Annotated in this window: 22 protein-coding genes; 11 read left to right on the top strand and 11 right to left on the bottom strand. The window is 51.9% G+C overall.

Going from position 1 to position 25219, the window contains the following annotated elements; genetic code table 11:
- The first annotated feature begins 2 nt into the window (after window positions 1-2).
- Window positions 3-1106 carry a glycerol dehydrogenase gene (locus On2M_RS22875; protein WP_151218459.1) on the top strand — a complete coding sequence of 368 codons (1104 nt, stop codon included), beginning with the start codon at window positions 3-5 and terminating at the stop codon, window positions 1104-1106.
- 85 nt (window positions 1107-1191) lie between these two features.
- Here the strand turns inward: On2M_RS22875 and katG are convergent, their stop codons facing one another.
- The 3 genes from katG to On2M_RS22890 form a co-directional block, all read right to left on the bottom strand.
- Window positions 1192-3372 carry a catalase/peroxidase HPI gene (katG, locus tag On2M_RS22880; RefSeq protein WP_151218458.1) on the bottom strand — a complete coding sequence of 727 codons (2181 nt, stop codon included), beginning with the start codon at window positions 3370-3372 and terminating at the stop codon, window positions 1192-1194.
- A 166-nt stretch (window positions 3373-3538) separates the two neighbouring features.
- Window positions 3539-4426 carry a methylenetetrahydrofolate reductase gene (gene metF, locus On2M_RS22885; protein WP_003028830.1) on the bottom strand — a complete coding sequence of 296 codons (888 nt, stop codon included), beginning with the start codon at window positions 4424-4426 and terminating at the stop codon, window positions 3539-3541.
- Between the two features lie 157 nt (window positions 4427-4583).
- Window positions 4584-5492, bottom strand: a complete 909-nt coding sequence (locus tag On2M_RS22890; RefSeq protein ID WP_187260220.1) for a LysR family transcriptional regulator — start codon at window positions 5490-5492, stop codon at window positions 4584-4586.
- 89 nt (window positions 5493-5581) lie between these two features.
- On the opposite strand from On2M_RS22890, the gene On2M_RS22895 reads away from it, so the two are divergent.
- Window positions 5582-5959 (top strand): carboxymuconolactone decarboxylase family protein, encoded by a 378-nt coding sequence (locus On2M_RS22895; protein WP_151218457.1) that lies wholly within the window; start codon window positions 5582-5584, stop codon window positions 5957-5959.
- 38 nt (window positions 5960-5997) lie between these two features.
- Here the strand turns inward: On2M_RS22895 and On2M_RS22900 are convergent, their stop codons facing one another.
- Window positions 5998-7554, bottom strand: a complete 1557-nt coding sequence (locus On2M_RS22900) for a bifunctional UDP-sugar hydrolase/5'-nucleotidase (protein WP_210905499.1) — start codon at window positions 7552-7554, stop codon at window positions 5998-6000.
- Between the two features lie 133 nt (window positions 7555-7687).
- Here On2M_RS22900 and On2M_RS22905 point away from each other — a divergent pair, with 133 nt between their 5' ends.
- Complete coding sequence (locus On2M_RS22905; RefSeq protein WP_210905500.1) at window positions 7688-8812, top strand: cytoplasmic protein; 1125 nt, start codon at window positions 7688-7690, stop codon at window positions 8810-8812.
- A 45-nt stretch (window positions 8813-8857) separates the two neighbouring features.
- On the opposite strand, the gene metL is transcribed toward On2M_RS22905, so the two are convergent.
- Together metL and metB are read right to left on the bottom strand one after the other, a co-directional pair.
- A complete protein-coding gene (metL, locus tag On2M_RS22910; RefSeq protein ID WP_187254033.1) occupies window positions 8858-11290 on the bottom strand; it encodes a bifunctional aspartate kinase/homoserine dehydrogenase II in 2433 nt (810 codons plus the stop codon).
- A gap of 2 nt (window positions 11291-11292) precedes the next feature.
- Entirely contained in the window at window positions 11293-12453 is a 1161-nt protein-coding gene (metB, locus tag On2M_RS22915) for a cystathionine gamma-synthase (RefSeq protein WP_003028818.1), read from the bottom strand.
- 270 nt (window positions 12454-12723) lie between these two features.
- Between metB and metJ the strand changes: the two genes are divergently transcribed.
- The gene (gene metJ / locus On2M_RS22920; RefSeq protein ID WP_003028816.1) at window positions 12724-13041 is read left to right on the top strand and encodes a met regulon transcriptional regulator MetJ; all 318 of its coding nucleotides are present in this window, start codon (window positions 12724-12726) and stop codon (window positions 13039-13041) included.
- A 52-nt stretch (window positions 13042-13093) separates the two neighbouring features.
- Here metJ and On2M_RS22925 read toward each other — a convergent pair whose 3' ends face one another.
- From On2M_RS22925 to rpmE, 3 genes are all read right to left on the bottom strand, one after another.
- Complete coding sequence (locus On2M_RS22925; RefSeq protein ID WP_151218453.1) at window positions 13094-14518, bottom strand: MFS transporter; 1425 nt, start codon at window positions 14516-14518, stop codon at window positions 13094-13096.
- A gap of 89 nt (window positions 14519-14607) precedes the next feature.
- Window positions 14608-15288, bottom strand: coding sequence for an oligogalacturonate-specific porin KdgM family protein (locus tag On2M_RS22930; protein ID WP_151218452.1), 681 nt, complete (start codon window positions 15286-15288; stop codon window positions 14608-14610).
- Between the two features lie 339 nt (window positions 15289-15627).
- Complete coding sequence (gene rpmE / locus On2M_RS22935) at window positions 15628-15840, bottom strand: 50S ribosomal protein L31 (RefSeq protein WP_151218451.1); 213 nt, start codon at window positions 15838-15840, stop codon at window positions 15628-15630.
- Between the two features lie 204 nt (window positions 15841-16044).
- Between rpmE and priA the strand changes: the two genes are divergently transcribed.
- From priA to rraA, 7 genes are all read left to right on the top strand, one after another.
- Window positions 16045-18243 carry a primosomal protein N' gene (gene priA / locus On2M_RS22940; RefSeq protein WP_151218450.1) on the top strand — a complete coding sequence of 733 codons (2199 nt, stop codon included), beginning with the start codon at window positions 16045-16047 and terminating at the stop codon, window positions 18241-18243.
- Between the two features lie 156 nt (window positions 18244-18399).
- Window positions 18400-19425, top strand: coding sequence for a DNA-binding transcriptional regulator CytR (gene cytR / locus On2M_RS22945; protein WP_151218449.1), 1026 nt, complete (start codon window positions 18400-18402; stop codon window positions 19423-19425).
- 93 nt (window positions 19426-19518) lie between these two features.
- The gene (gene ftsN, locus On2M_RS22950; protein ID WP_210905501.1) at window positions 19519-20502 is read left to right on the top strand and encodes a cell division protein FtsN; all 984 of its coding nucleotides are present in this window, start codon (window positions 19519-19521) and stop codon (window positions 20500-20502) included.
- 91 nt (window positions 20503-20593) lie between these two features.
- The gene (gene hslV, locus On2M_RS22955) at window positions 20594-21124 is read left to right on the top strand and encodes an ATP-dependent protease subunit HslV (protein WP_003028805.1); all 531 of its coding nucleotides are present in this window, start codon (window positions 20594-20596) and stop codon (window positions 21122-21124) included.
- 9 nt (window positions 21125-21133) lie between these two features.
- Window positions 21134-22465, top strand: a complete 1332-nt coding sequence (gene hslU / locus On2M_RS22960; RefSeq protein WP_003028803.1) for an HslU--HslV peptidase ATPase subunit — start codon at window positions 21134-21136, stop codon at window positions 22463-22465.
- Between the two features lie 67 nt (window positions 22466-22532).
- Window positions 22533-23462 (top strand): 1,4-dihydroxy-2-naphthoate polyprenyltransferase, encoded by a 930-nt coding sequence (gene menA, locus On2M_RS22965; protein WP_151218448.1) that lies wholly within the window; start codon window positions 22533-22535, stop codon window positions 23460-23462.
- Window positions 23463-23554: 92 nt separating this feature from the next.
- Window positions 23555-24040: a ribonuclease E activity regulator RraA gene (gene rraA, locus On2M_RS22970; protein ID WP_003028798.1), complete on the top strand. Its 486-nt coding sequence runs from the start codon at window positions 23555-23557 to the stop codon at window positions 24038-24040.
- Between the two features lie 37 nt (window positions 24041-24077).
- Here rraA and On2M_RS22975 read toward each other — a convergent pair whose 3' ends face one another.
- Together On2M_RS22975 and On2M_RS22980 are read right to left on the bottom strand one after the other, a co-directional pair.
- Window positions 24078-24467 (bottom strand): hypothetical protein, encoded by a 390-nt coding sequence (locus tag On2M_RS22975; protein WP_151218447.1) that lies wholly within the window; start codon window positions 24465-24467, stop codon window positions 24078-24080.
- On the bottom strand, window positions 24464-25132 hold the full coding sequence (locus On2M_RS22980) for a hypothetical protein (protein ID WP_210905502.1): 669 nt from the start codon (window positions 25130-25132) through the stop codon (window positions 24464-24466). The genes On2M_RS22975 and On2M_RS22980 overlap by 4 nt, the downstream gene beginning before the upstream one ends.
- Window positions 25133-25219 lie beyond the last annotated feature (87 nt).

The following is a 25219-nucleotide window of genomic DNA, read 5'->3' on the forward strand; positions in this document are numbered from 1 at the left end:
GTATGGATCGCATTATTCAATCGCCTGGTAAGTACATCCAGGGTGCCGATGTTATTACCCGTCTTGGCAGCTACCTCAAACCACTGGCAGAGCGCTGGCTGGTCGTTGGGGACAAGTTTGTCTTAGGCTTCGCCCAACCAGCACTGGAAAAAAGCTTCCAGGATGCCGGACTGACGCTGGAGATTGCACCATTTGGCGGCGAGTGTTCACAAAACGAAATCGACCGTCTGCGCGGCGTAGCGGAAAAAGCGCAATGTGGCGCAGTACTCGGTATTGGCGGCGGTAAAACGCTGGATACCGCCAAAGCGCTGGCGCACTTTATGAGCGTGCCTGTCGCCATTGCGCCAACCATCGCTTCCACCGATGCACCGTGTAGCGCGCTGTCCGTTATTTACACCGACGCGGGTGAATTCGACCGCTATTTGTTGCTGCCGAACAACCCGGACAGGGTCATTGTTGATACTAAAATTGTCGCGGGCGCACCGGCGCGTCTGTTAGCCGCGGGTATTGGCGATGCGCTGGCGACCTGGTTCGAAGCACGCGCCTGTTCGCGCAGCGGTGCCACCACCATGGCAGGCGGTCAATGTACTCAGGCGGCGTTGGCACTGGCTGAGCTGTGCTTTAATACGCTAATAGAAGAAGGTGAAAAAGCGATGCTGGCCGCCGAGCAGCATGTGGTCACGCCTGCGCTGGAGCGTGTGATTGAAGCCAACACCTATCTGAGTGGCGTCGGTTTTGAAAGCGGCGGTCTGGCTGCGGCACACGCCATTCATAATGGACTGACGGCAATCCCGGATGCGCACCACTACTACCACGGCGAAAAAGTGGCTTTCGGTACGCTGACGCAACTGGTGCTGGAAAACGCGCCGGTCGATGAAATTGAAACCGTTGCGGCACTGTGCCATTCAGTTGGTTTGCCAATTACGCTGGCGCAGCTGGATATCAAACAGGATATCCCGACGAAAATGCGCATTGTGGCAGAAGCCGCTTGTGCAGAAGGCGAAACCATCCACAACATGCCTGGCGGCGCAACCCCAGATCAGGTGTATGCCGCCCTGTTGGTGGCCGACCAGTACGGCCAACGTTACCTGCAAGAGTGGGAATAACCTGCCAATAAAAAATCCCCGCAAATGCGGGGATTTTTTATTCCTACCATGCCGGACCCGCGCAAGCGGCATCCGGCATCGTCTGTTACAGCAGATCGAAACGATCCAGGTTCATCACTTTCACCCATGCGGCAACGAAATCTCTCACGAACTTCTCGTGGGCATCGCTACAGGCATAGACTTCAGCCACTGCGCGCAGCACAGAGTTAGAACCAAACACCAGATCGGCGCGAGTTGCGGTGTATTTTACTTCGCCGCTCAGACGGTCACGACCTTCAAACAGCTCTTTTGACTCATCAACCGCCTTCCACTCATGACGCATATCCAGCAGATTGACGAAGAAGTCAGTGCTGAGTACGCCAGGACGATCGGTAAAGACGCCGTGCTGGCTACCATCAAAGTTGGTGCCCAGTACGCGCATACCACCCACCAGCACGGTCATTTCCGGTGCGGTCAGCGTCAGCTGTTGCGCTTTATCGATCAGCAGCGACTCGGTGGTCGATACGTCAGGACGGGCGCGATAGTTACGGAAACCGTCAGCAATCGGCTCAAGCAGCTCAAACATCTCAATATCTGTTTGATCCTGACGCGCATCCACACGACCCGGCGCAAAAGGTACCTTAATGCTGACTCCCGCAGCGCTAGCCGCCTGCTCGACACCAACCACACCGGCCAGCACGATAATATCGGCCAACGAGGCGGTATGGGCAGACTTATAAATCCCTTCCAGCACAGGCAGAACGCGTGCCGCGGTGGCATTCACATCCCAGCCGCGCTGTGGGTCCAGTGCCAGACGCGCACCGTTAGCGCCGCCACGCTTATCTCCACCGCGGAAAGTCGATGCCGAAGCCCATGCTACCGATACCAGTTCGCCCACGGACAGCCCGGAAGCAGCGATGGTCGCCTTCAGTTTCAGGATATCTTCTTCGCTTGGGTTGAAGAACGCATGCGGCAGCGGATCTTGCCAAATCAGATCTTCTTTTGGCACTTCCGGTCCGATGTAACGCGCTTTTGGCCCCATATCACGGTGCGTCAGTTTAAACCACGCACGAGCAAACGCTTCGTTGAACGCCTGCGGATCGTTCAGGAAACGGCGGGAGATTTTCTCGAACTCAGGATCGAAACGCAGCGTCAGGTCGGTAACCAGCATCGTCGGCTTACGTTTTTTCGACGGATCAAACGGATCGGGAATAATTTCTGGCGCATCAACCGCTTCAAACTGAATAGCGCCTGCCGGACTGCGAGTTTGTACCCACTCATATTTGAACAGGTTCTCGAAGAAATAGTTGCTCCATTGGGTTGGCGTCTGCGTCCAGACCACTTCCAGACCGGATGTAATGGCATCCGCACCCGCGCCGCTGCCGTAGCTGCTGGCCCAGCCCAGGCCCTGCGCTTCAATCGGTGCGGATTCTGGATCGGCACCAACATGCGATGCCGGTGCAGCCCCGTGGGTTTTACCCAACGTATGACCGCCACCAATCAGCGCTACGGTTTCTTCGTCGTTCATTCCCATGTTACCGAAGGTCGCGCGAATAGCCGCTGCCGCTGAAAGCGGTTCGCCGCTATGGTCCGGCCCTTCCGGGTTCACATAGATAAGACCCATTTCGGTTGCGCCCAGCGGCGCCTTAGCCAGCTCTTCCGGGTGACGGTGGGTCAGCCAGGCTTTTTCATCACCCCAGTTTACGTCGAGATCCGGTTCCCAGACATCTTCACGACCGGCACCAAAGCCAAAGGTACGAAAGCCTGAGTTTTCCAGCGCCACGTTACCCGCGAGGATAAACAGGTCAGCCCAGGAAATCTTCTGACCATATTTTTGCTTAATTGGCCACAGCAGACGACGCGCTTTATCAAGGCTAACGTTATCCGGCCAGGAATTTAGTGGTGCAAAACGCTGCTGTCCGCGACCCGCGCCACCGCGTCCATCAATGGAGCGATAGGTCCCTGCACCGTGCCATGCCATGCGGATAAACAATCCGGCATAGGTTCCCCAGTCAGCTGGCCACCACGGTTGAGATTCGGACAGAAGGGCTCTGAGATCCCCTTTCAGGGCAGAGTAGTCGAGTTTGCTAAATTCTTTGCGGTAGTCGAAATCCTCACCCAGCGGGTTAGAACGGTTGGAATGTTGGTTTAAAAGATCAACGCGCAGTTGATTTGGCCACCAGTCGCGGTTGTTCGTTCCAGCTCCCGCGCTCTGGTCGTGACCGCCCTGATGAAAAGGACACTTACCGGCAGTTGATGCGTTTTGGCTATCGTCGGACATGCTCATCTATATGCTCCCTTTACAGTGTTCTGACTACGATATACACCACCAGAGATAAGATATAGTCGAAATAACCCACAGATTCGATAGCTAATTCCTTTTATATTTTGCGTTACAGAGATGTAGATCAAAATGATCAAAAAAAGCCCTCCGTAGAGGGCTGAGTATCTGTTTAGTTCGGTCTTACACCCAGTGTATGACAAATAGCGTAGCTCATCTCGGCACGGTTGAGAGTATAGAAGTGAAAATCTTTCACCCCTTCGCGGCTGAGAATCTTCACCATGTCCATGGCGATATTGGCACCCACCAACTTGCGGGTTTCCGCGTCATCATCCAGACCATCAAACATGGTCGACATCCACGCCGGAATGCGGACGTTGGTCATGTCGGCAAATTTTTTCGCCTGCTTGAAGTTAGATACCGGCAAGATGCCAGGAATAATTTCCACATCGATTCCCGCAGACACGCAGCGATCTCGAAAACGCAGATAGCTTTCTACATCGAAGAAAAACTGAGTGATCGCACGGTTCGCACCGGCATCAACCTTGCGCTTCAGATTCAGCAAATCAGCCTGAGCACTCTTCGCTTCCGGGTGCACTTCCGGGTAAGCCGCAACGGAGATATCAAAGTCTGCAACGTCTTTCAGCAGTGTCACCAGGTCAGAAGCATACATATCCGGTTTACCGCTTCCCGGCGGCAGGTCACCACGCAGGGCAACAATATGACGAATACCGTTATTCCAGTAGTCCTGAGCAATAGTACGCAGCTCATCACGGGTCGCATCAATGCAGGTCAGGTGCGGCGCTGCTTCAAGACCCGTGCGATCCTTAATACCTTTAATAATGCTGTGCGTACGGTCGCGCTCACCAGAGTTTGCACCGTAAGTGACTGAAACAAACTTCGGCTTCAGGCTGCTCAGGCGATCGATGGAGTTCCACAGGGTTTGCTCCATTTCACTGGTGCGCGGCGGGAAAAACTCAAATGAAACGTTAATCTGACCGGCAACTTCTGCCAGGCTCTGATTCAGGGCTTCCCGCTGGTTGGCGTGAAAAAAGCTCATACCTTACCTCATCAATCTTTTGTTGTTATATGTTGTGTTGTGAACTGCTATACGTTTAGACGTCTAGATGTAAAAATGACGGAAAAGCATGCTGGCGTCAACACAAAAATCATCGCCAAAGGTGAGGAATACTCAGCCAACGTGAAAAAAATTCACATCAGTCTGAATTGATGAGGGATTGCGTCATGACCGTCTGCAGCCACTCTAATTTTTTTACGTTTTCAGGCAACATCACCAACCCCGTACTGATACGCAATTCGCTATCGGTAAGCGGCAGGAATATCACCCCCCGACGTTGGATTGCGGAAAAGGAGGCAGGAAGCAGGCTCAGACCGTCACCCTGCGCGATCCGCGCCAACAACACGTCATGTTCCAGCGGTTCTTCAATACAGGCAGGAGAGTAACCGGCACGACTAAAAATGTGTCGGGTGTAATCAAAATAGGCAGGGTTACGTTCACGTTTGAACCAGAACAGCGGTCGGTGGCTTAGCGACGTTAACGAGAGCGAAGGCAGCGCCGCTTCTGGCCAGAACGCGGGTAAGGCGACGATCAACGATTCTTGCCAGCCAAGTGGCGTGACGCTAAGCCCCGAGGTCTCAAGCGGTAGCGCCACCAGCGCGGCATCCAGTTTTCCACGACGCACCTGGCGCGCCAGTTCAGGCGAACCATGACGGACAATATGTCGCTTCTGCACATGCGTAGTCAGCTGTGACTCAAGCGCAGCAAAAACGCCCTGTTCAAACGCCGTACTTAGCCCTAAGCGCAGAGATGGCTCCCCGGCTTGCGTTAACTGACTCAACGCAACGTAGGTTTTGTCCTGGAGATCAAGCAGCGGGCGCACCATTTCAAGTACGCGCTGGCCGTCCTCCGTCAGCGTTAATCCACGGGTATGACGGACAAAAAGCGTGACCCCCAGGCGATCTTCAAGCTGGCGAATGTGGCGGCTCAACGGCGGCTGCGACATGAACAAACGCTGCGCCGCGCGGCTCATATTGTTCTCTTGTGCCACAACGGCAAAGTAACGCAGCAGACGAATATCCAGAGAGTGTAATGGCGATGTTGTCATACCGAAAAGGTATCACGGAAACGGTATTATCCAAATCATTCTACGCCCCCTATTCTCTCGCCATACGCCACACCTACGAGGGGAAAATCATGGAATCAGAACGTTTTGTTACTGGCCAGAAAATGCTGCAACAGGTAGATGGTAAAGGGGGAGAGGCCGTCGTTGAGAGCCTGAAGGAAATCGCGCCGGATTTTGCCCGCTACCTGCTGGAATTTCCGTTTGGCGACATCTACGCACGGCCAGGTCTGGATCTGCGCAGCCGGGAAATTGCCACCATCGCAGCGTTAACGGCCATGGGCAATGCCGCCCCACAATTGAAAGTGCATATTGGCGCGGCATTACACGTTGGTTTAACGCAGGATGAGATCGTTGAAGTGATTATGCAGATGGCCGTATATGCCGGCTTCCCTGCAGCTCTCAATGGTTTATTCGCCGCGAAAGAGGTGTTTGCCTCTCACAGAGGCTAAAACAACAGGCCAGCGGATTATCTGCTGGCCTGAGCTCACTATGGTTTCACATCTGCCACACGCATGCCTTTAAGCTGCTCATCCGTCAGCGTATTTCCCGCTTTGAAGTAATCAACGACAGCATTAGAGACATAATAACCGCCGGAGGTATTTCGCGCTTTACCTTCGGTAAATGCCGTAAAACCATCACCACCATCGGCCAGGAAGCTATTGGTGGCTATGTGATAAACCGTGGCGTCCTCAATCGGTTTACCGTTTAACGTTAATACGGTGACTCGCTGGCCGACCGGTTTACTGCTGTCATACTTCATCTCCAGTCCTTTGGACACCTGCAATACACCGTTGCTTAAACCCGCACCGTGCTCCATCAAGCCACGCAACTGCTTACCGGTGAGTTCCATCGTAGCCAGCTCATTTGGGAACGGGAAGGTGCTAATGACTGCACCCATCGTGATAGCACCCGCTGGGATTTCATTCCGGATCCCGCCTGAGTTAGTGAGCGCCAACTGGGTATCTTTACCCGCCGCCGCCAACAGTGCATCCGCCGCCAGATTGCCCAACGAAGAAGATTCTCCGTAAGCACGCGTCAGCTCAACCGGAGAGTTTGCAACCGTCTGTTGTACCACTTTATCGAGCTTTTTATTCCAGCCATCAATGACCTGTTTCGTCTGTGGGTTTGGCTGCCATTCATCAGCAAAAATGGTCTTCAGCTCGAAGTTCTTCACGGTCAATCGATGCGGTTTCTGCTGATAATCCAGCACCAGTTTACCCACATCAATACCGCCGCTGTCGGTAGAAAGAATCAGGGTGTTACCGACTTTAATCGGCTCCGGCGTGCCAACATGCGCATGGCCGGTAATCAGGATATCCAGCCCCTGCACCTGGCCTGCGGTCTGGATGTCTTTATCCAGCGCACGACGCACATCAGTACCCCCCAGACTGGACTGACGTGCTGGAGTGCCTTCATGGATCAACGCCACAGTGAGATCGACTTTACCTTTGAGTTCATCAATATAGCGTTGCAACCACTTCACTTCATCCCGCGCTTCAATACCGACACGTGTCGCAGCGGAAACCGTATCATCAAAAGCAAATACGCCGTGCAGGCCAAACACGCCAACCTTCACACCATCTTTTTCAATAATAGTGTAAGGCTTATCCCAGAACATTTTGCTGCTGTTTTGATAAAAGATATTACCCTGCACAATGGGGAATTTCGCCTGACTCAGCTGCAGCAGCGTATTGTCCCAACCGTGATCGAATTCATGATTACCTATGGTGACAGCATCAAAATTCATGGTGTTCATGATATCGATAATCGCCTTACCCTTAGTCAGACTGCTGATGTAAGGGCCCGTAAAGTAGTCGCCCGCATCAAAAAACCAGGTGGCGCTATTTTTCGCTTTCTCCTGCTTCACCATCGTGGCGATATTGGCCCAACCGCCAATATCGCGTGCGCCATTGGCAATCCATGGGACCTTATAAGGCTCAACGTGGGCGTGAAGATCGTTGGTGTAGATAATCGTGACATCTTTTGCCGATGCCCATAACGGCAGTGATACCAGAACACCAACAGCAAGCATTTTTAACTTCATAATCAATCCCTTTCAGTCATATAAAGAATCGCTACGTTACGTTCTGAAAGGTTTTTTTATGTGAGAAAACTCACATCCAGCTGTGATAGTTGCAGGTCAAAATCAACGACCATTAAAAATCGTTGGTAATACGATGACGTCGCTGTTCACCATCAATTGCTGTAAGTCTTTTGGCTGCAAAAATCTGGGGCTGGCGAGCTCACCAGATTACAGCTGGCCAGAGTATCGGTTGGGTTATGCTGCACTGCACTGCCGGGTATGCGGCAGTTATCCCCCGTTGTTTAATGAGGAACAGTTTCGTAGCTGGTTGTCGGAATATTTAACGGATTTTGCCGCCAAAAGCGGTCATTTTTGCCCACGTTGTTATCAGCGAGAAACCATCCGCTATGGGCATAATCCCCAGGGCAGCCAACGCCTTCAGTGCCGGAGCTGCAAAAAGGTCTGGACGCCAAAGCAGCAGCCGCTCGCCACCATTGTTCCACCAGAACAAATAGCAACGGTTCCCTTAATCGTCCCTTTTCAGGGAGCCTGCACCGAGCAGAAACTTTATGTATTATTCAGTTTTGATGCTATTCGTGGCAATGTTTTGCATATTTCCAGTAATTTCACGCCCCATCTCGTAGGGGATTCATTACGATACCGCTGGCGTGACAATGTTGAACCCGAAGTCATTCATGACGATATCGTTGAGCGAGTAAGACAGCGGGAAACCCTGTTTTTACGCCGTAGCCAGTTTGATGAAATCCAGTACGGTAGCGCCATGCTCAAACGGAGCGCCAACGGCGCGGTTTTACGTCCGGTCATTACCGCACACGGGCATTTCCGCATACTAAGTCACCTCTGGCCAGAGGTAAAAACACACATTATCTCTCACGAATGTTTTCTACGCGGCGCGACAATCACCGCTTGGGCAGAATCGTTTCGTAATCGTCACGCATCGCTGTGGTTTATAGATGAAGAGATAAATGACAATAAATGCACATTACCCTGGCAACTCCGGGGTAAAACGGACCAGGGATGGTGGCAGAACCAATGGCAGATTTTGGAGCAAGGCAGTAATCGTAAAATGGTATGTCTGCTAACAGAGGGGCACGTTGAAAAAGGGATATCAATAACTCTGGCGGCAGGCCATAATTTTCTCGACTGGTTGCGGCAACAGACGGAATTTCAGTGCAGTGCCCGTTACTCTGCCCATTCTGTTTTTCAGGCGATAAGAGCGCTGACAGGGAAATACAACGCCCTCATTGATAAACGGTAATGCTGCCGGATAGTAATACTGACGCATTTTATCCGGCAACAAAAACTACAGCAGTTGCGCCAGACGGTTGATGTCAGACTGAATCGCCCCAGCGGTAACATCACGGCCCGCGCCCGGCCCACGGATCACCAGCGGGTTGTCGCGATACCAACGGCTTTCAATGGCAAACACGTTATCGCACGGCAACAGCGCCGCCAGCGGGTGCTCAGGGCGTACCGCTTCAACACCAACGCGTGCTTTTCCGTTAGCGTCAAAACGCGCTACATAGCGCAGCACCAGCCCCATTTCACGGGCCGCTTCCAGGCGTTGCACCATCTGTTCGTTCAGCTCATCGCCATTTTCAAAGAAATGGTCAATGGAGCCTTCTTCACAGTGCGCAGGCACCAGTGACTCCACGCGTACCTGGTCCGGTTCGATGTCATATCCTGCCTCACGCGCCAGGATCACCAGCTTACGCATCACATCTTTACCCGAAAGATCCACGCGCGGGTCAGGCTCAGTCAGACCCTGCTGCCATGCCTGATCAACCAGATCGGTGAACGGGACCGTGCCATCAAATTGCAGGAACAGCCACGACAACGTGCCGGAGAAGATCCCGCTGATCGACAGAATGGTATCGCCACTATCAATCAGATCGCGCACGGTATGGTTGATCGGTAAGCCTGCTCCTACGGTGGCGTTATACAGCCAGTGGCGACCCGTCTTTTCGAAGGCATCATGAATCTGGCGGTAATTATTACTGCTGCTCGCCCCTGCCAGTTTGTTGGCGCTGATGACGTGGAAGCCATGACTGGCAAAATCCAGATATTGATCTGCCAGTTGCTCGCTGGCAGTGACGTCCAGCACCACTAAATCATCATACGGATGGGCGCGCATCCACAGGAATAATGATTCCTCATCCTGTTCTACCGCCTCGTCATCAAAAAAGGCCAACGCACGGCTGGCATCCAGCCCTTCATAATTAAGCAGGCTACGACGACTATCAACCACACCTGCCAGCACAAACTCTAATCCGGTGCGCGCAGAAAGCGTGCTCTGCTCGCGGGCAAACAGCTCCAGCCAGCGTGACCCAATATTGCCTTTGCCGAACAGCACCAGACCGATGCGTTTTTCAGCACGGAAGATTGACTGATGTAGCCCCTGGATCAGACTCTCCGTCGGCCCGGTACGCAATACCGCGACCAGGCTGATGCCCTCTTCCGATTGCCAGGTAAATTCAACCGGCTGACCTTTCAGCTGTTGCCAGAAACGGTGGCAATGCAGCGGATTACGCGTCACGCCCGCCCCAACCATCGCCACCAACGCCAGCCCCTGACGCAGGCGTAGCTCACCAGGCAGGCCTGCTTCATCAAGAATTTTCAGCGCGCCGTCGGCAACTTCGGAGGTGTAGCAAAATTGCAGCAGTTGGCGGTCAGGATGCACGCCCACCGCCAGCGGACGCACTTGGGCACGCTTCAGGATCTGGTCAATATCCTTATGCGCCAGCTTAAAGTCCTTGCTGGCAGGAACCTGAAACTCAATCAGGCAGACGTCGTCATGGCTGGTCACAATACGCGCCCCGGTACCAGAAGCCAGTACGCGTTCAATACGCGTCGATCCCTGATCCGGCGTGTAGCTACAACGCAACTGGAGGTCGATATCGCTGCCGGAAACTGGCTGTAAGGTGCGGGCATGCAGAACCGGTGCCGCCAGACGCGCCAACTCGCTGGCTTCATCCAGACGCAGCAGCGGCAGCAGGCACGCATCTTTCACTTTACGCGGGTCAGCGCTATATACCCCGGCAACGTCGCTCCAGATAGTGACGCGGGAAACACCTGCCAGCGCGCCAACCTGCGTCGCCGAGTAGTCCGAGCCGTTACGCCCCAGCAGTACCGTTTCACCCGCATTACTGCGGCTAATGAAGCCTGTTACTACCAGGCGCTTACCCGGATGCTGCGCCAGCAGTTGCTGCAATAATGGGTAAGAAAGACCTTCATCCACCTGCGGCTGAGCGCCGCGTTCAGCACGTAAAAAATCGCGCGCATCCAGCCAGGCCGACTCCAGCCCTTGTTGGTTAAGAACGGCAGACATCAAACGTGCGGACCACACCTCGCCATGCCCGACGACTTCAGCATAGACGGCATCGTTCACGCCGCTGTCGAGTAACCCGGCCAGGCGTTCCAGATCGTGAATAAACGCGCCGATCAACCCATCCGCCACCTCGGGGGGTAACAAACCGCTAATAAGCTCGCTTTGATAGCGACGTAACGCCTGTTGAACCTGATGCGCAGAGAGACGATCGGTCTGGCTTAACTTCAGCCAGCTAATCAACTGGTTAGTGGTACTGCCTGCGGCTGAAACAACCATCATGTCATCGGGCTGCGAGTACTCCGCCATAATGCCTGCGACACGCAGATAACATTTCACATCAGCCAGACTACTACCACCAAATTTGTGCAGTTGACGACCCTTCGTCCCTGCCTGCGCAATCACACTCATGTTTACCCCTTGTTTGCAGCCCGGAAGCCATTTTCCAGGTCGGCAATTAAATCTTCGCCATCTTCAATACCGGTGGAGATACGCAACAGCGTTTCCGAAATCCCGGCAGCAGCACGCGCTTCTGGCGCCATACCCGCGTGTGTCATGGTTGCAGCGTGGGAGATCAGACTTTCAACGCCCCCTAACGATTCCGCCAGCGTAAACAATGACAACCCGCCCAGGAAGCGACGCAGCGTTTGCTCATCGCCATCCAGTTCAAAACTCAACATCGCGCCAAACCCTTTTTGCTGGCGCGCGGCAATCTCATGGCCCTGGTTATCCGGCAATGACGGGTGATACAATTTTTTCACCAGCGGCTGAGTTTGCAGATAATCCACAATCGCCTGAGCATTACGTTGCGCCACCTCCATACGCGGTGACAGAGTACGCAGGCCGCGCAACAGCAGATAACTATCAAACGCGCCGCCGGTCACACCAATATTATTCGCCCACCATGCCAGTTCAGTGACCGTTTCCGGATCTTTCGCTATCACCACACCAGCCACCACGTCTGAGTGACCGTTTAAATATTTCGTGCATGAATGCAACACCAGATCGGCGCCTAATGCCAGTGGATTTTGCAGTGCCGGGCTTAAAAAAGTGTTGTCTACCACGCTGACCGCGCCAGCCTCACGCGCCAGTTGGCAGATTTTCGCAATATCCACCACGCGCAGTAGTGGGTTGCTTGGGCTTTCTACCAGCACCAGCTTCGGTTTTTCTGCCAGCGCCGCCTGCAATGCCTGCTCATCTCCTTGATCGACAAACAGTACGCGATAACAGCCACGTTTTGCCAGACTGTCAAACAGACGATAGCTCCCGCCGTAGCAGTCGTGCGGTGCAACCAGCAGATCGCCAGGCTTGAGGAATACCGTGGTCACCAGATGAATCGCCGACATACCGGTATTGGTCAGTACCGCTCCGGCCCCCCCTTCCAGTTCCGCGAGCGCACGCTGAACGACATCACGCGTCGGGTTACCGCGGCGTGAATAGTCATGGGCGCGAGGCTCATTAAAACCGGTAAAATTATAGGTACTGGAGAGGTGAATTGGCGGGACAACGCAACCGTACTGTTCGTCGTCATTTAATCCGCTACGCACTGCGATGGTGGCCTGTTTACGCGTCATATTGAGGAGATCCTGGCTGAGTCGGTGAAAAGTCAGGCACCAGAGTAAACATTGTCACAATAGACGTCAATACATCTGGACATCTAAACTTCTTTGCGTATAGATTGAGCAAACTGGAAATAGCCGTTAAAATTATATGCATTAGCGCACACATGCGACGGCTAACATCGTGTCACAACCGCGCCACTACGGTAAACTACGCGCAATGCAATTATGGCTCGGGCTCAGGTTCCGGCCTCATTATTACTGACAAAGAGGATTAGGTATCTCATGGCTGAATGGAGCGGCGAATATATCAGCCCATACGCTGAGCACGGTAAGAAGAGTGAGCAAGTCAAAAAAATTACGGTTTCCATTCCTCTGAAGGTGTTAAAAATCCTTACCGATGAACGCACGCGTCGTCAGGTCAACAACCTGCGCCACGCCACCAACAGCGAACTGCTGTGTGAAGCGTTTCTGCATGCTTTTACCGGGCAACCATTACCCAACGATGAAGACCTGCGTAAAGAGCGCAGTGATGAAATCCCGGAAGAAGCAAAGGTAATCATGCGTGAACTGGGTATCAACCCGGAAACGTGGGAATACTGATTGTTAGAACAAATGAGAAAAGGCGGGATTACTCCCGCCGCTTCTCGCTATTTTACTTACTGATACCATTAAGTTTATTCAATGTCTCTTCCATTTTTAGCGTCTCTTTACGGTTCAATGGATAGAAATAAATCAGAATAACCGCGGCCAAAAACAGGCATAACGCTGGTAAAAGATTCGCCATTGTATAGATGTTTTCCTGTACGATGCTGGTTTGCACAGCGCCGCCCGTTGACGAAGATTGATAACCAATGATGGCCAGCATAAAGCCGCCAATGGCTCCTGCGCACGCCTGACCAACCTTGCGGGCAAAGAAGTTCACGCCATAGACGGTGCCATCCTCACGATCGCCGGTGACATACTGGTGATAATCACAAACATCGGTCATAAACGCCCAAATCATCAGGTTGAATAGTCCAGCCCCCAACGTCGCCAGGAACAGGAAAACCAAATAGACTTTCGCGTCGGTAATATGGATGAAGTACATAATCAAATACATCGCTACTGCAAAGAGTAGTGCGCCGACGCTGGCCTCTTTTTTACCAAACCGCTTCGTGAGCCAGGATGCCGATGGCGCCAGCAGAACCAGAGAGCCAAAGGTGAAGAGCAAGGCAACGGACATGGCCTCTTTGTTATGGAAATAGTCATTAAACAGGTAAGTCATGTTGGTACCAGACAACCCCTGATTAATTACGATCAGCAGATCCACAACCACTAAAACAATCAGCGCTTTATTGCGTAATAGCCCTTTCAACAGCACTGAAACAGGCATGCTCTCTTTTTTCTCTACGCGCACACGCTCCGTCGTTAACTGGCAGGTCAATGTTAAAAAGATAAACCCCAACACCGCACAACCGATGGCGATCCAGAAGAAATGCTGCCCGGAGATCACCTGACTTCCGTCCACCAGCGTAGTGTACATCAGGATTGGAATAAAAAAGCCGGTTGCGCCGCCGCCGATAGCTGACCCAACGCTGCGCCAGGTTGACAGCGAGACACGATCTTCCGGGTTCGAGCTAATGGCTGCAGACATGGCCCCATACGGAATGCTCACGGTCGATAACAGTGAACCGTAGATAAAATAAGAACAGCAAATGTAGATAATTTTCGCCGTATAAGAAAAATCATTCACAAACGGCAGGAACAGGACGACCGCAATGATACAGAACGGGTACTTCATACGGCGTACCCACGGATTAAACCGTCCATGTATCGTCAGTTTAGAGGTATCACATAAGCGCCCTACGCCAACGTCGACAAACGCGTCAAAGAGTTTGGTCACAAAATAGAGTGAACCAACAATAACACCGGAAATACCGAGTACGTTGGTGTAATAAATCATTAAAAAACTATTTACCAGACCAAGAATAAAACAGGTTCCAAGGTCGCCACACAAATAACCAAATTTATCTCTTAATCCGAAAGGTCTGACAGCAATACTTTGATGATTTTCGATCATAGTTCCATCATTAGACATGATGTTAACTCCTTAGACACATTATTCACGCAAACTATGCGTATATACCGATACTCAGCGTAATAAACTGATATGAAATGTATTAATGGTCAGAAGTTATAACCAAGACCAACGCGATAACGAGTCTGACGATCGTCTGTGGTTGTGGTGTTATACCCCGAGGAAACGTTACCAACTTCAACAAATGGAACCCAGGAACCAATTTTATAAGCCACGCGGAAGTTATATTCGTAATCATCTTTTCGGTTATTATATAAATCTTCGCTGTCGGCAATTTTATAAATGCCGTTTAGCTCAAACATCCAGTCATTGATGTTATAACCGAGCCAGGCTTCCGGACGATAGACCATACGGTCATCCTTGCCGTCGGTGTTTCTGCGCATGTATTCCTGGCGATAGCGGAACGCGGTCCACCAGTTGTCATTGATGTTGTACTGCACGCGAATATACGGTTTATAAATCGCGATGTTATCACCCGTTTCAATCGCAATACCCGGTTGCCAGATAAGACCTTGCCAGGTGAACTGGTAGCTTGCCGTATACTCGTTACCATTACTCTCCATGTTATTCCACGCATCATTAGATTGCGTGTCTTCGGAACGTGAAATAGCTTCTACTGCCACGCCGAAACCTGTGGCAAAACGATGCGACATATAAACACGATCGTAATTACGACCATCATCATAATATTCATGCCGATAATCAACATAACCCGCTTGCGCGGCCGCAGAGAATAATGGAATCAGTAATAATGCGGTTTTAAATTTCATAGCCATCCCTCTTCACACTCAATCAAGGAAATTGCCCATCTCGTTTCGCCGATAAATGGAAAAACGATGAAGGATTAAGAATAATTTTATATTTCCACAAAAGTGTATTTTAGAAAGAAGAGAGAAACATTTGGTATTTTGCCAAGAATTGGCTTAAGTGGCAAAAACCAGAAGATGAAAATGACGAAGATCACCAGTTGAAACAATTTATCGTAAAAATAAAAACACTGTTTTATTTATTAGATAATAGACATCATTCAATACATCAATACGAACTTCAGACTACAGGTGTAGAAACAAAAAAAGCGCCATATGGCGCTTTTTTCTGACAGCTGAAACTTATTTGCTGCCTGGGATGCTGAAACGCTTGTTGAAGCGATCAACACGGCCACCGGTAGCAACATCACGCTGCTTGCCAGTATAGAACGGGTGGCACTTACTGCACACGTCCAGGTTCAGATCGTGACCGACTGTAGAGCGGATTTTCATGACGTTACCGCAAGAGCAGTTTGCAGTAATTTCTTCGTATTTCGGGTGAATATCTTTTTTCATGGGAAAACCTCGGTTTAAGGCCGCGTCGCTCTTCCAGCCCTAACGCCAGACACCACGCGATGTTAATAGTATAGGCCTATGATACAAATTCATATCAAAGGCGGCGAATCATACAGAAATTAACCTGCTCTTGCAAACTGATCCGCATTCTGTCCTTCACTAATGTGTATACTAACCCGCCAGATTTCAAGTCAGGATGATTCAATGCCCGTTGCGCACGTTGCCTTACCCGTTCCGCTACCTCGCACCTTTGACTACCTCTTGCCGGAAGGCATGAGCGCCAAAGCCGGGTGTCGAGTACGCGTGCCTTTTGGCAAACAACAGGAGCGCGTGGGTATCGTCCTTTCCGTCAACGAAAGCAGCGAACTGCCGCGGAGCGAATTAAAAACTATTCTTGAAGTGCTGGACAGCGAACCGGTTTATTCGACCTCCGTCTGGCGTCTGCTGTTGTGGGCGGCAGACTATTATCACCATCCTATCGGCGACGTACTGTTTCATGCCCTGCCGATTCTGTTGCGCCAGGGACGCCCGGCGACTAACGCGCCCATGTGGTACTGGTTTGCCACAGAAGAAGGTCAGATCATTGATCTGAACAGCCTGAAGCGCTCTCCCAAGCAGCAGCAGGCGCTGGCTGCGCTACGCCAGGGAAAAATATGGCGCGACCAGGTCGCTGAACTGGAATTTAATGACGCCGCATTACAGGCACTGCGGAAAAAAGGACTGTGCGATCTGGCGAGTGAAACGCCAGGCTTTAGCGACTGGCGTACGCACTACGCCGTTTCCGGTGAGCGTCTTCGACTGAATACCGAGCAAGCCACCGCCGTCGGCGCGATTCATAGCGCCTCGGACAGCTTTAGCGCCTGGCTATTAGCGGGCGTGACGGGGTCGGGCAAAACAGAGGTCTATCTAAGCGTACTGGAAAATGTCCTTGCCCAGGGTAAGCAGGCGCTGGTGATGGTGCCTGAGATTGGCCTGACGCCGCAAACTATTGCCCGTTTTCGCGAACGCTTCAATGCGCCGGTCGAAGTCCTGCACTCCGGATTGAACGACAGCGAACGTCTTTCAGCCTGGCTGAAAGCAAAGAATGGCGAAGCGGCGATAGTTATCGGTACGCGCTCCTCGCTGTTTACGCCGTTTAAAAACCTCGGCGTGATCGTCATCGACGAAGAGCACGACAGCTCTTATAAACAGCAGGAAGGCTGGCGCTATCATGCGCGCGACCTCGCAGTTTATCGCGCCCACAGCGAGCAGATTCCGATTATTCTCGGCTCTGCAACCCCGGCGCTGGAAACGCTGTGCAACGTGCGGCAGAAAAAATATCGCATGCTGCGCCTGACGCGACGCGCCGGAAATGCGCGCCCAGCCACTCAGCACGTGCTGGATCTCAAAGGTCAGCAAGTGCAGGCAGGACTCGCCCCTGCGCTTATCACCCGCATGCGTCAACATTTGCAGGCAGATAACCAGGTAATTCTGTTTTTGAACCGCCGGGGTTTTGCCCCTGCGCTGCTGTGCCACGACTGCGGCTGGATTGCCGAATGTCCGCGCTGCGATCACTACTACACCCTGCATCAGGCGCAGCACCATTTACGCTGCCACCACTGCGACAGCCAGCGCCCAATACCGCGTCAGTGCCCTTCCTGCGGTTCGACGCATATGGTTCCGGTTGGCCTCGGCACCGAACAGCTTGAGCAGGCTTTGGCACCTTTTTTCCCCGGTGTGCCAATTTCACGCATCGATCGCGATACCACCAGCCGTAAAGGCTCGCTGGAGCAGCATCTGGCGGAAGTACATCGCGGCGGCGCGCGAATTCTGATCGGCACGCAAATGCTGGCTAAAGGCCACCACTTCCCGGACGTCACCCTGGTGGCGCTTCTGGACGTTGACGGTGCACTGTTCTCTGCGGATTTCCGGTCGGCAGAACGCTTCGCCCAGCTCTACACACAGGTCTCCGGACGAGCAGGACGCGCCGGGAAACAGGGCGAAGTGGTGCTGCAAACGCACCACCCTGAACATCCGTTGCTGCAAACCTTGCTGTATAAAGGTTATGACGCGTTTGCCGAACAGGCGCTGGCCGAGCGACAAACGCTCCAGCTTCCACCGTGGACCAGCCATGTGATCGTGCGGGCTGAAGATCATAATAACCAGCATGCGCCAATGTTCTTACAGCAGTTACGAAACCTGATTCAGGCCAGTCCACTGGCCGATGACAAACTGTGGGTGCTCGGCCCGGTTCCCGCTCTGGCACCAAAGCGCGGCGGTCGGTATCGCTGGCAAATTTTGTTACAGCATCCGTCGCGAATTCGCCTGCAGCATATCGTCAGTGGCACATTGGCGCTGATCAATACGTTACCCGATGCACGTAAGGTTAAATGGGTGCTGGATGTCGATCCCATCGAGGGATAATCCCTCACGATGCGAGGCGGATCGTAAAATTAAAGATCCATCACACTTTTTATGAAAATTCTGTAACCGCTTCCATTAACTATCTGATAAAAATGTTTCAGATGAAGGCTATTCAAGGACGAGTCTGTGCCAGCAGCTCTCTGGCGAGGAGAAAGAGTGAAACCGAATAAGCAGGTTGCCGCCGCTACGATGAAAGATGTTGCTCTGAAGGCGAAAGTCTCAACGGCAACCGTATCCCGCGCATTAATGAACCCGGACAAAGTCTCACAGTCAACCCGTAACAAGGTTGAGCAGGCAGCCCTGGAAGTGGGATATTTACCTCAATCGATGGGACGCAATGTTAAGCGTAATGAATCACGTACCATTCTGGTGATTGTGCCGGATATCTGCGATCCGTTTTTTAGCGAAGTGATTCGCGGCATAGAAGTGACCGCCGCAGAGCAAGGATATCTGGTGCTTATCGGCGATTGTGCGCACCAGAACCAGCAGGAAAAGACCTTCCTCAACCTCATAATCACCAAGCAGATCGATGGCATGGTGCTGCTCAGCTCGCGCCTGCCGTTTGATGCCAGCGTGGAAGAGCAACGCAACTTGCCGCCGATGGTCATGTCCAACGAGTTCGCGCCAGAGCTGGAATTGCCCACCGTGCACATTGATAATCTCACCGCCGCCTTCAACGCGATGAACTATCTGCTGGAGCTGGGGCACAAACGCATTGGCTGTATCGCTGGACCAGAGGATATGCCGCTGTGCCATTACCGTCTGCAAGGCTACGTTCAGGCACTACGCCGTAGCGGAATTACGGTCGATCCGCATTTCATCGCGCGTGGTGACTTTACCTATGCAGCGGGAGCCGATGCACTGAAGCAGCTTCTTGAACTTCCGCAGCCGCCTACCGCGGTCTTTTGCCACAGCGACGTCATGGCACTAGGCGCGCTCTCATATGCCAAACGTCAGGGCCTGAAGGTGCCTGACGATTTATCCATCATTGGCTTTGATAACATTTCGCTCACAGAATTCTGTGATCCACCCCTGACAACCGTTGCACAGCCGCGTTTTGATATCGGACGTGAAGCTATGCTGTTACTGCTCGATCAATTACAAGGGCAGAACGTCAGCAGTGGCTCACGTTTACTGGACTGCGAGCTAATTATTCGGGGTACTACCCGGGCACTGACGTAAAGTAAAGTGCTTTCGGACTCCCCTGTCTGGTCAAAGGCCCGCCGCTTAAGTAACATGGCGGGCTGACGAACGAATAAATACAGCGAAACGATAGTGGCACAACGAGATTATGTACGTCGCGGCCAACCGGCACCTTCGCGGCGCAAGAAGAGCACATCACGGAAAAAACAACGCAATACGCCTGCGGTATCGCCCGCTATGGTTGCTATTGCTGCAGCCGTACTCGTGACCTTTATCGGTGGTCTGTACTTCATTACGCATCACAAGAAAGAAGAGTCCGAAACGCTGCAAAACCAGAAAGTCACCGGCAATGGCATCCCACCAAAACCGGAAGAACGCTGGCGATACATCAAAGAGCTGGAAAGCCGCCAGCCTGGCGTACGTGCGCCTACCGAACCGTCCGCTGGCGGCGAGGTGCTGAACGCCGATCAGCTAACCAATGAGCAGCGACAGCTATTAGCGCAAATGCAGGCTGATATGCGTCAACAGCCAACGCAGCTCAACGAAGTGCCGTGGAACGAGCAAACGCCTGAACAGCGTCAGCAAACGTTGCAGCGCCAGCGTCAGGTGCAGCAACAGCAATGGGCCAACACGCAGCAGCAGGCTCAGCAGCCGCGCACGCAACCACGGGTAACGGAACAACCGTACCAGCAGCAGCAAACGCGTACGGCGCAAGCAGCTCCAGTACAACAACAGCCGAAAGCACAGCCAAAACCGGCGGCCCAACAGCCGTACCAGGACCTGCTGCAAACGCCTGCGCATACTACCGCCGCTCAGCCGAAAACGCAGCCGGCCGCGCCAATAACGAATGAAACCCAGCCGCCAAAACAAACGGCGGAGAAAAAAGATGAACGCCGCTGGATGGTGCAGTGCGGGTCATTTAAAGGCGCAGAGCAAGCAGAAACCGTACGGGCGCAGCTGGCCTTTGAAGGCTTCAATTCACGTATTACCACTAATAACGGCTGGAATCGCGTGGTCATTGGTCCGGTTAAAGGCAAAGAGAATGCCGACAACACCATCAGCCGCCTGAAGGTTGCTGGTCACACAAACTGCATTCGACTCGCTACTGGGGGTTGAAACCCCTAAAATCCCCCCCATCTATACTTACATTCTGCCCCGTACGTGGTACGGGGCCCCTACGTCCGTATTTGTAAGAAGGGGTCTGCTCGTGACAACAATAGTAAGTGTTCGCCGTAACGGCCACGTCGTAATCGCCGGTGATGGCCAGGCCACACTGGGCAATACCGTCATGAAAGGCAACGTGAAGAAAGTCCGCCGTCTGTACAACGACAAAGTCATCGCGGGCTTTGCGGGTGGTACTGCGGATGCATTCACGCTGTTTGAACTGTTTGAACGCAAGCTGGAAATGCATCAGGGTCACCTGGTGAAAGCGGCCGTTGAACTGGCAAAAGACTGGCGTACCGACCGTATGCTACGCAAACTCGAAGCGCTGCTGGCCGTCGCAGATGAAACGGCATCACTCATCATCACCGGTAACGGCGACGTCATCCAGCCAGAAAACGATCTGATTGCCATCGGCTCCGGCGGTCCCTACGCCCAGGCTGCTGCACGCGCTCTGCTGGAAAACACCGAGCTTGGCGCGCGCGAGATCGCTGAGAAAGCGTTGGATATTGCAGGGGATATCTGCATTTATACCAACCACTTCCATACCATCGAAGAATTGAACTCCAAAGCGTAAGGATCCCCCATGTCTGAAATGACCCCACGCGAAATTGTCAGCGAGCTGAACAAACACATCATCGGCCAGGATAACGCTAAGCGTTCCGTGGCGATTGCCCTGCGTAACCGCTGGCGTCGTATGCAGCTCAACGAAGAGTTGCGCCATGAAGTCACGCCGAAAAACATTCTGATGATTGGCCCGACCGGCGTCGGTAAAACCGAAATCGCCCGTCGTCTGGCAAAACTGGCCAACGCGCCGTTCATCAAAGTTGAAGCAACGAAATTCACCGAAGTCGGCTATGTAGGTAAAGAAGTTGACTCGATCATCCGCGATCTGACCGATGCAGCCATCAAAATGGTTCGCGTTCAGGCGATCGAGAAAAACCGCTTCCGTGCTGAAGAGATGGCGGAAGAACGTATTCTCGACGTACTGATCCCACCGGCTAAAAATAACTGGGGACAGTCAGAGCAGCCGCAGGAACCTTCAGCAGCGCGTCAGGCATTCCGTAAAAAACTGCGTGAAGGCCAACTGGATGATAAAGAGATCGAAATCGATCTCGCGGCCGCACCGATGGGCGTTGAAATCATGGCACCTCCGGGAATGGAAGAGATGACCAGCCAGTTGCAGTCTATGTTCCAGAATCTGGGCGGACAGAAACAAAAACCGCGTAAGCTGAAAATCAAAGACGCGATGAAGCTGCTAATTGAAGAAGAAGCGGCCAAACTGGTGAATCCGGAAGAGCTAAAACAGGAAGCTATCGACGCCGTTGAACAGCACGGGATCGTGTTTATCGACGAAATCGACAAAATCTGTAAGCGCGGCGAATCCTCCGGCCCGGACGTATCCCGTGAAGGCGTTCAGCGCGACCTGCTGCCGCTGGTTGAAGGCTGCACGGTCTCCACCAAGCACGGTATGGTGAAAACAGATCACATTCTGTTTATCGCCTCTGGCGCATTCCAGGTGGCGAAACCGTCTGATCTGATCCCGGAACTGCAGGGTCGTCTGCCGATTCGTGTGGAGCTTCAGGCGCTGACCACCAGCGATTTTGAACGTATCCTTACCGAACCGAATGCCTCCATCACTGTGCAGTACAAAGCGCTGATGGCGACCGAAGGTGTGGACATTAACTTCACCGAGTCGGGCATTAAACGCATTGCCGAAGCGGCCTGGCAGGTCAACGAAACCACCGAAAACATCGGTGCGCGTCGTCTGCATACCGTTCTTGAGCGTCTGATGGAAGATATTTCCTATGATGCGAGCGATTTGAACGGCCAAAGCATCACAATTGATGCCGAATATGTGAGCAAACATCTGGATGCGCTGGTCGCAGATGAAGATCTGAGCCGTTTTATCCTATAATCGCGTTCAATGCATTTTCATCACTGTTGATGGGGCTGATAAAGCCCCATTTTTATTGGCGCTAAATATGACTGAACAACAACAAATTAGCCGCTCACAAGCCTGGCTGGAAAGTTTACGACCTAAGACCTTACCGCTCGCCTTCGCGGCGATCATCGTCGGTACGGCATTAGCATGGTGGCAAGGGTTCTTTGATCCACTGGTCGCTCTGCTGGCACTCATTACCGCGGGACTGCTGCAAATCCTGTCGAATCTCGCGAACGACTATGGCGATGCCGTCAAAGGCAGCGACAAGCCCGACCGCATAGGACCGCTGCGCGGTATGCAAAAAGGGGTTATCACCCAACAGCAGATGAAGCGGGCGCTGATCGTCACCGTGGTGCTGATCTGCTTGTCCGGTCTGGCCCTGGTTGCTGTGGCTTGTCACACGCTGGCAGATTTTGTCGGCTTCCTGGTGCTCGGCGGCCTGTCGATCATTGCCGCAATCACTTACACCGTGGGCAATCGCCCTTACGGATATATCGGTCTGGGCGATATTTCCGTGCTGGTGTTCTTCGGCTGGCTGAGCGTTATGGGAAGCTGGTATCTGCAGGCGCATACGCTGATTCCGGCGCTCATTCTGCCTGCCACCGCCTGCGGCCTGCTGGCAACTGCCGTGCTCAACGTCAACAATCTGCGCGATATCAACAGCGACAGAGAGAACGGCAAGAACACGCTGGTCGTGCGTTTAGGCGCCGTCAATGCCCGCCGCTACCACGCCTGTCTGCTGATGGGCACGCTGGTCTGTCTGGCGCTGTTTAACCTGTTCTCACTGCAAAGCCTGTGGGGATGGCTGTTTGTTCTCGCCGCTCCGTTGCTGATTAAACAGGCGCGATACGTGATGCGTGAGATGAACCCTGAGGCAATGCGCCCGATGCTGGAACGCACCGTAAAAGCGGCACTGTTAACTAACCTGCTGTTTGTCGTTGGAATTTTCTTGAGTCAGTGGTCTCTTTAACTGACAAATATCAATTAACAATTGATGATTTTGCCAACAGTACACATAGCGCGATATACTAAAAATTCTCGCAGCAACTGAACGTTGAGCCTATGAAATACGATACATCCGAGCTTTGTGACATCTATCAGGAAGATGTCAACGTCGTGGAACCACTGTTCTCTAACTTTGGAGGGCGGTCGTCGTTTGGCGGACAAATCATCACGGTAAAATGTTTCGAGGACAACGGGTTGCTGTACGATCTGCTCGAACAAAACGGCCGTGGTCGCATTCTGCTGGTCGATGGCGGCGGTTCTGTCCGTCGTGCGCTGGTCGATGCCGAACTGGCTCGACTGGCCGTACAGAATGAATGGGAAGGTCTGGTCATCTACGGCTCAGTCCGTCAGGTAGACGATCTGGAAGAACTGGATATCGGCATTCAGGCGATTGCCGCAATTCCGGTCGGTGCCGCAGGGGAAGGTATTGGAGAAAGCGATGTACGCGTCAACTTTGGCGGTGTAACGTTCTTCTCCGGCGATCACCTGTACGCTGACAACACCGGGATAATCCTCTCCGAAGACCCGCTTGATATCGAGTAAGTAAAAAAGGCCATCAGCAAATTTGATGGCCTTTTTTTCATTCATTTGATTCGTAATGAATGACTTTAATATCATACTTTTCATTTTTTTCTTCGGCAACGACGCTCATCATCTCACGACTGGCAGGATAAGTTTCGATATAAGCATTTAATTTATCCTCAGCTATCTGAAGGTCACTCTTTTGTATTCCGGTAAAAATTATTTCACTGAGTTGAAGATGGCTACCTTCATCTGAATAGCTTACAAAAAACCAGTCGCTGGATACCCTTGGAACCTGTTTAAGAGGTGTCGGTGTTAGCAGATGATAGAATAATAAATTCTGCTGTGTATAGATTTTTTCTGTAAAGATGCTCAACATGAAACAGCAATAAAGTAGCGAAATTAAAATCATAAATACAATAATAAAACCTGATTTCCTGAACTTCATATGCGGAGTTCCCGAACATAATTTGGATTCGCAACAGGTTTTATTATATCCATAAATAAAGGTAATTCCCCTGAGTAGGGTTCATGTTTCTTATTCTTATCTATTGGGTCAGGAAATAGTAACGGAATAACGCTTTTGTTTTTATACTCACCAACAGGACCATAGAAGTCCCAGATACGATAAGCCTTTTCTTTCGAACAGATCCGAAGACGAGAGGTGTAATCTGCATAATTTACAGCTTGGTAAAAACCAAATAAGTTCGATACCAAATCTTCAGCACTATAGCCACTATCCGTTAAATATACGTAAGGCCAAAAATCCTGCAAGGATTCGAAGCGATGTGACGTACCTAAGAATATCGATAAAGCAATACCTTGTAAGGTTCGTTCCGGTAATCCTCGTCGCACCATAAATCTACGATATATACCAGTATTAATATTTAGGCCATGAATGTTTTTGGACATACTTTGATGATAATTTACTTCATAAAATTCGCTATCACCACCACGAGCGCTTATCATTTCAAACCATAATCTTTCAGCCCCTACTGGATTAGCATGGCCTAAATCAATCCATCCTAGATTCTCTGTATAGATAAGGCCATATTTAATATCACTGGTGATAAATCGATCCGAATTATCAATAATATCGTTTCTTTTTGTCATATCGTATTCTTTGAAATTTAAAAGTTACGATATCCTAATATCTACATAGTAAAAAGGCATCCATTATGGATGCCTTTTTAAAGAAAT

The organism is Citrobacter sp. On2M, from assembly GCF_018035235.1.
In the GTDB taxonomy this organism is placed as follows: domain Bacteria; phylum Pseudomonadota; class Gammaproteobacteria; order Enterobacterales; family Enterobacteriaceae; genus Citrobacter; species Citrobacter meridianamericanus.

Coding starts and splice junctions, on each gene's coding strand:
- On2M_RS22875 (WP_151218459.1), top strand. CDS start 3: ATGGATCGCATTATTCAATCGCCTGGTAAGTACATCCAGGGTGCCGAT.
- katG (WP_151218458.1), bottom strand. CDS start 3,372: ATGAGCATGTCCGACGATAGCCAAAACGCATCAACTGCCGGTAAGTGT.
- metF (WP_003028830.1), bottom strand. CDS start 4,426: ATGAGCTTTTTTCACGCCAACCAGCGGGAAGCCCTGAATCAGAGCCTG.
- On2M_RS22890 (WP_187260220.1), bottom strand. CDS start 5,492: ATGACAACATCGCCATTACACTCTCTGGATATTCGTCTGCTGCGTTAC.
- On2M_RS22895 (WP_151218457.1), top strand. CDS start 5,582: ATGGAATCAGAACGTTTTGTTACTGGCCAGAAAATGCTGCAACAGGTA.
- On2M_RS22900 (WP_210905499.1), bottom strand. CDS start 7,554: ATGAAGTTAAAAATGCTTGCTGTTGGTGTTCTGGTATCACTGCCGTTA.
- On2M_RS22905 (WP_210905500.1), top strand. CDS start 7,688: ATGACGTCGCTGTTCACCATCAATTGCTGTAAGTCTTTTGGCTGCAAA.
- metL (WP_187254033.1), bottom strand. CDS start 11,290: ATGAGTGTGATTGCGCAGGCAGGGACGAAGGGTCGTCAACTGCACAAA.
- metB (WP_003028818.1), bottom strand. CDS start 12,453: ATGACGCGTAAACAGGCCACCATCGCAGTGCGTAGCGGATTAAATGAC.
- metJ (WP_003028816.1), top strand. CDS start 12,724: ATGGCTGAATGGAGCGGCGAATATATCAGCCCATACGCTGAGCACGGT.
- On2M_RS22925 (WP_151218453.1), bottom strand. CDS start 14,518: ATGTCTAATGATGGAACTATGATCGAAAATCATCAAAGTATTGCTGTC.
- On2M_RS22930 (WP_151218452.1), bottom strand. CDS start 15,288: ATGAAATTTAAAACCGCATTATTACTGATTCCATTATTCTCTGCGGCC.
- rpmE (WP_151218451.1), bottom strand. CDS start 15,840: ATGAAAAAAGATATTCACCCGAAATACGAAGAAATTACTGCAAACTGC.
- priA (WP_151218450.1), top strand. CDS start 16,045: ATGCCCGTTGCGCACGTTGCCTTACCCGTTCCGCTACCTCGCACCTTT.
- hslU (WP_003028803.1), top strand. CDS start 21,134: ATGTCTGAAATGACCCCACGCGAAATTGTCAGCGAGCTGAACAAACAC.
- menA (WP_151218448.1), top strand. CDS start 22,533: ATGACTGAACAACAACAAATTAGCCGCTCACAAGCCTGGCTGGAAAGT.
- rraA (WP_003028798.1), top strand. CDS start 23,555: ATGAAATACGATACATCCGAGCTTTGTGACATCTATCAGGAAGATGTC.
- On2M_RS22975 (WP_151218447.1), bottom strand. CDS start 24,467: ATGAAGTTCAGGAAATCAGGTTTTATTATTGTATTTATGATTTTAATT.
- On2M_RS22980 (WP_210905502.1), bottom strand. CDS start 25,132: ATGACAAAAAGAAACGATATTATTGATAATTCGGATCGATTTATCACC.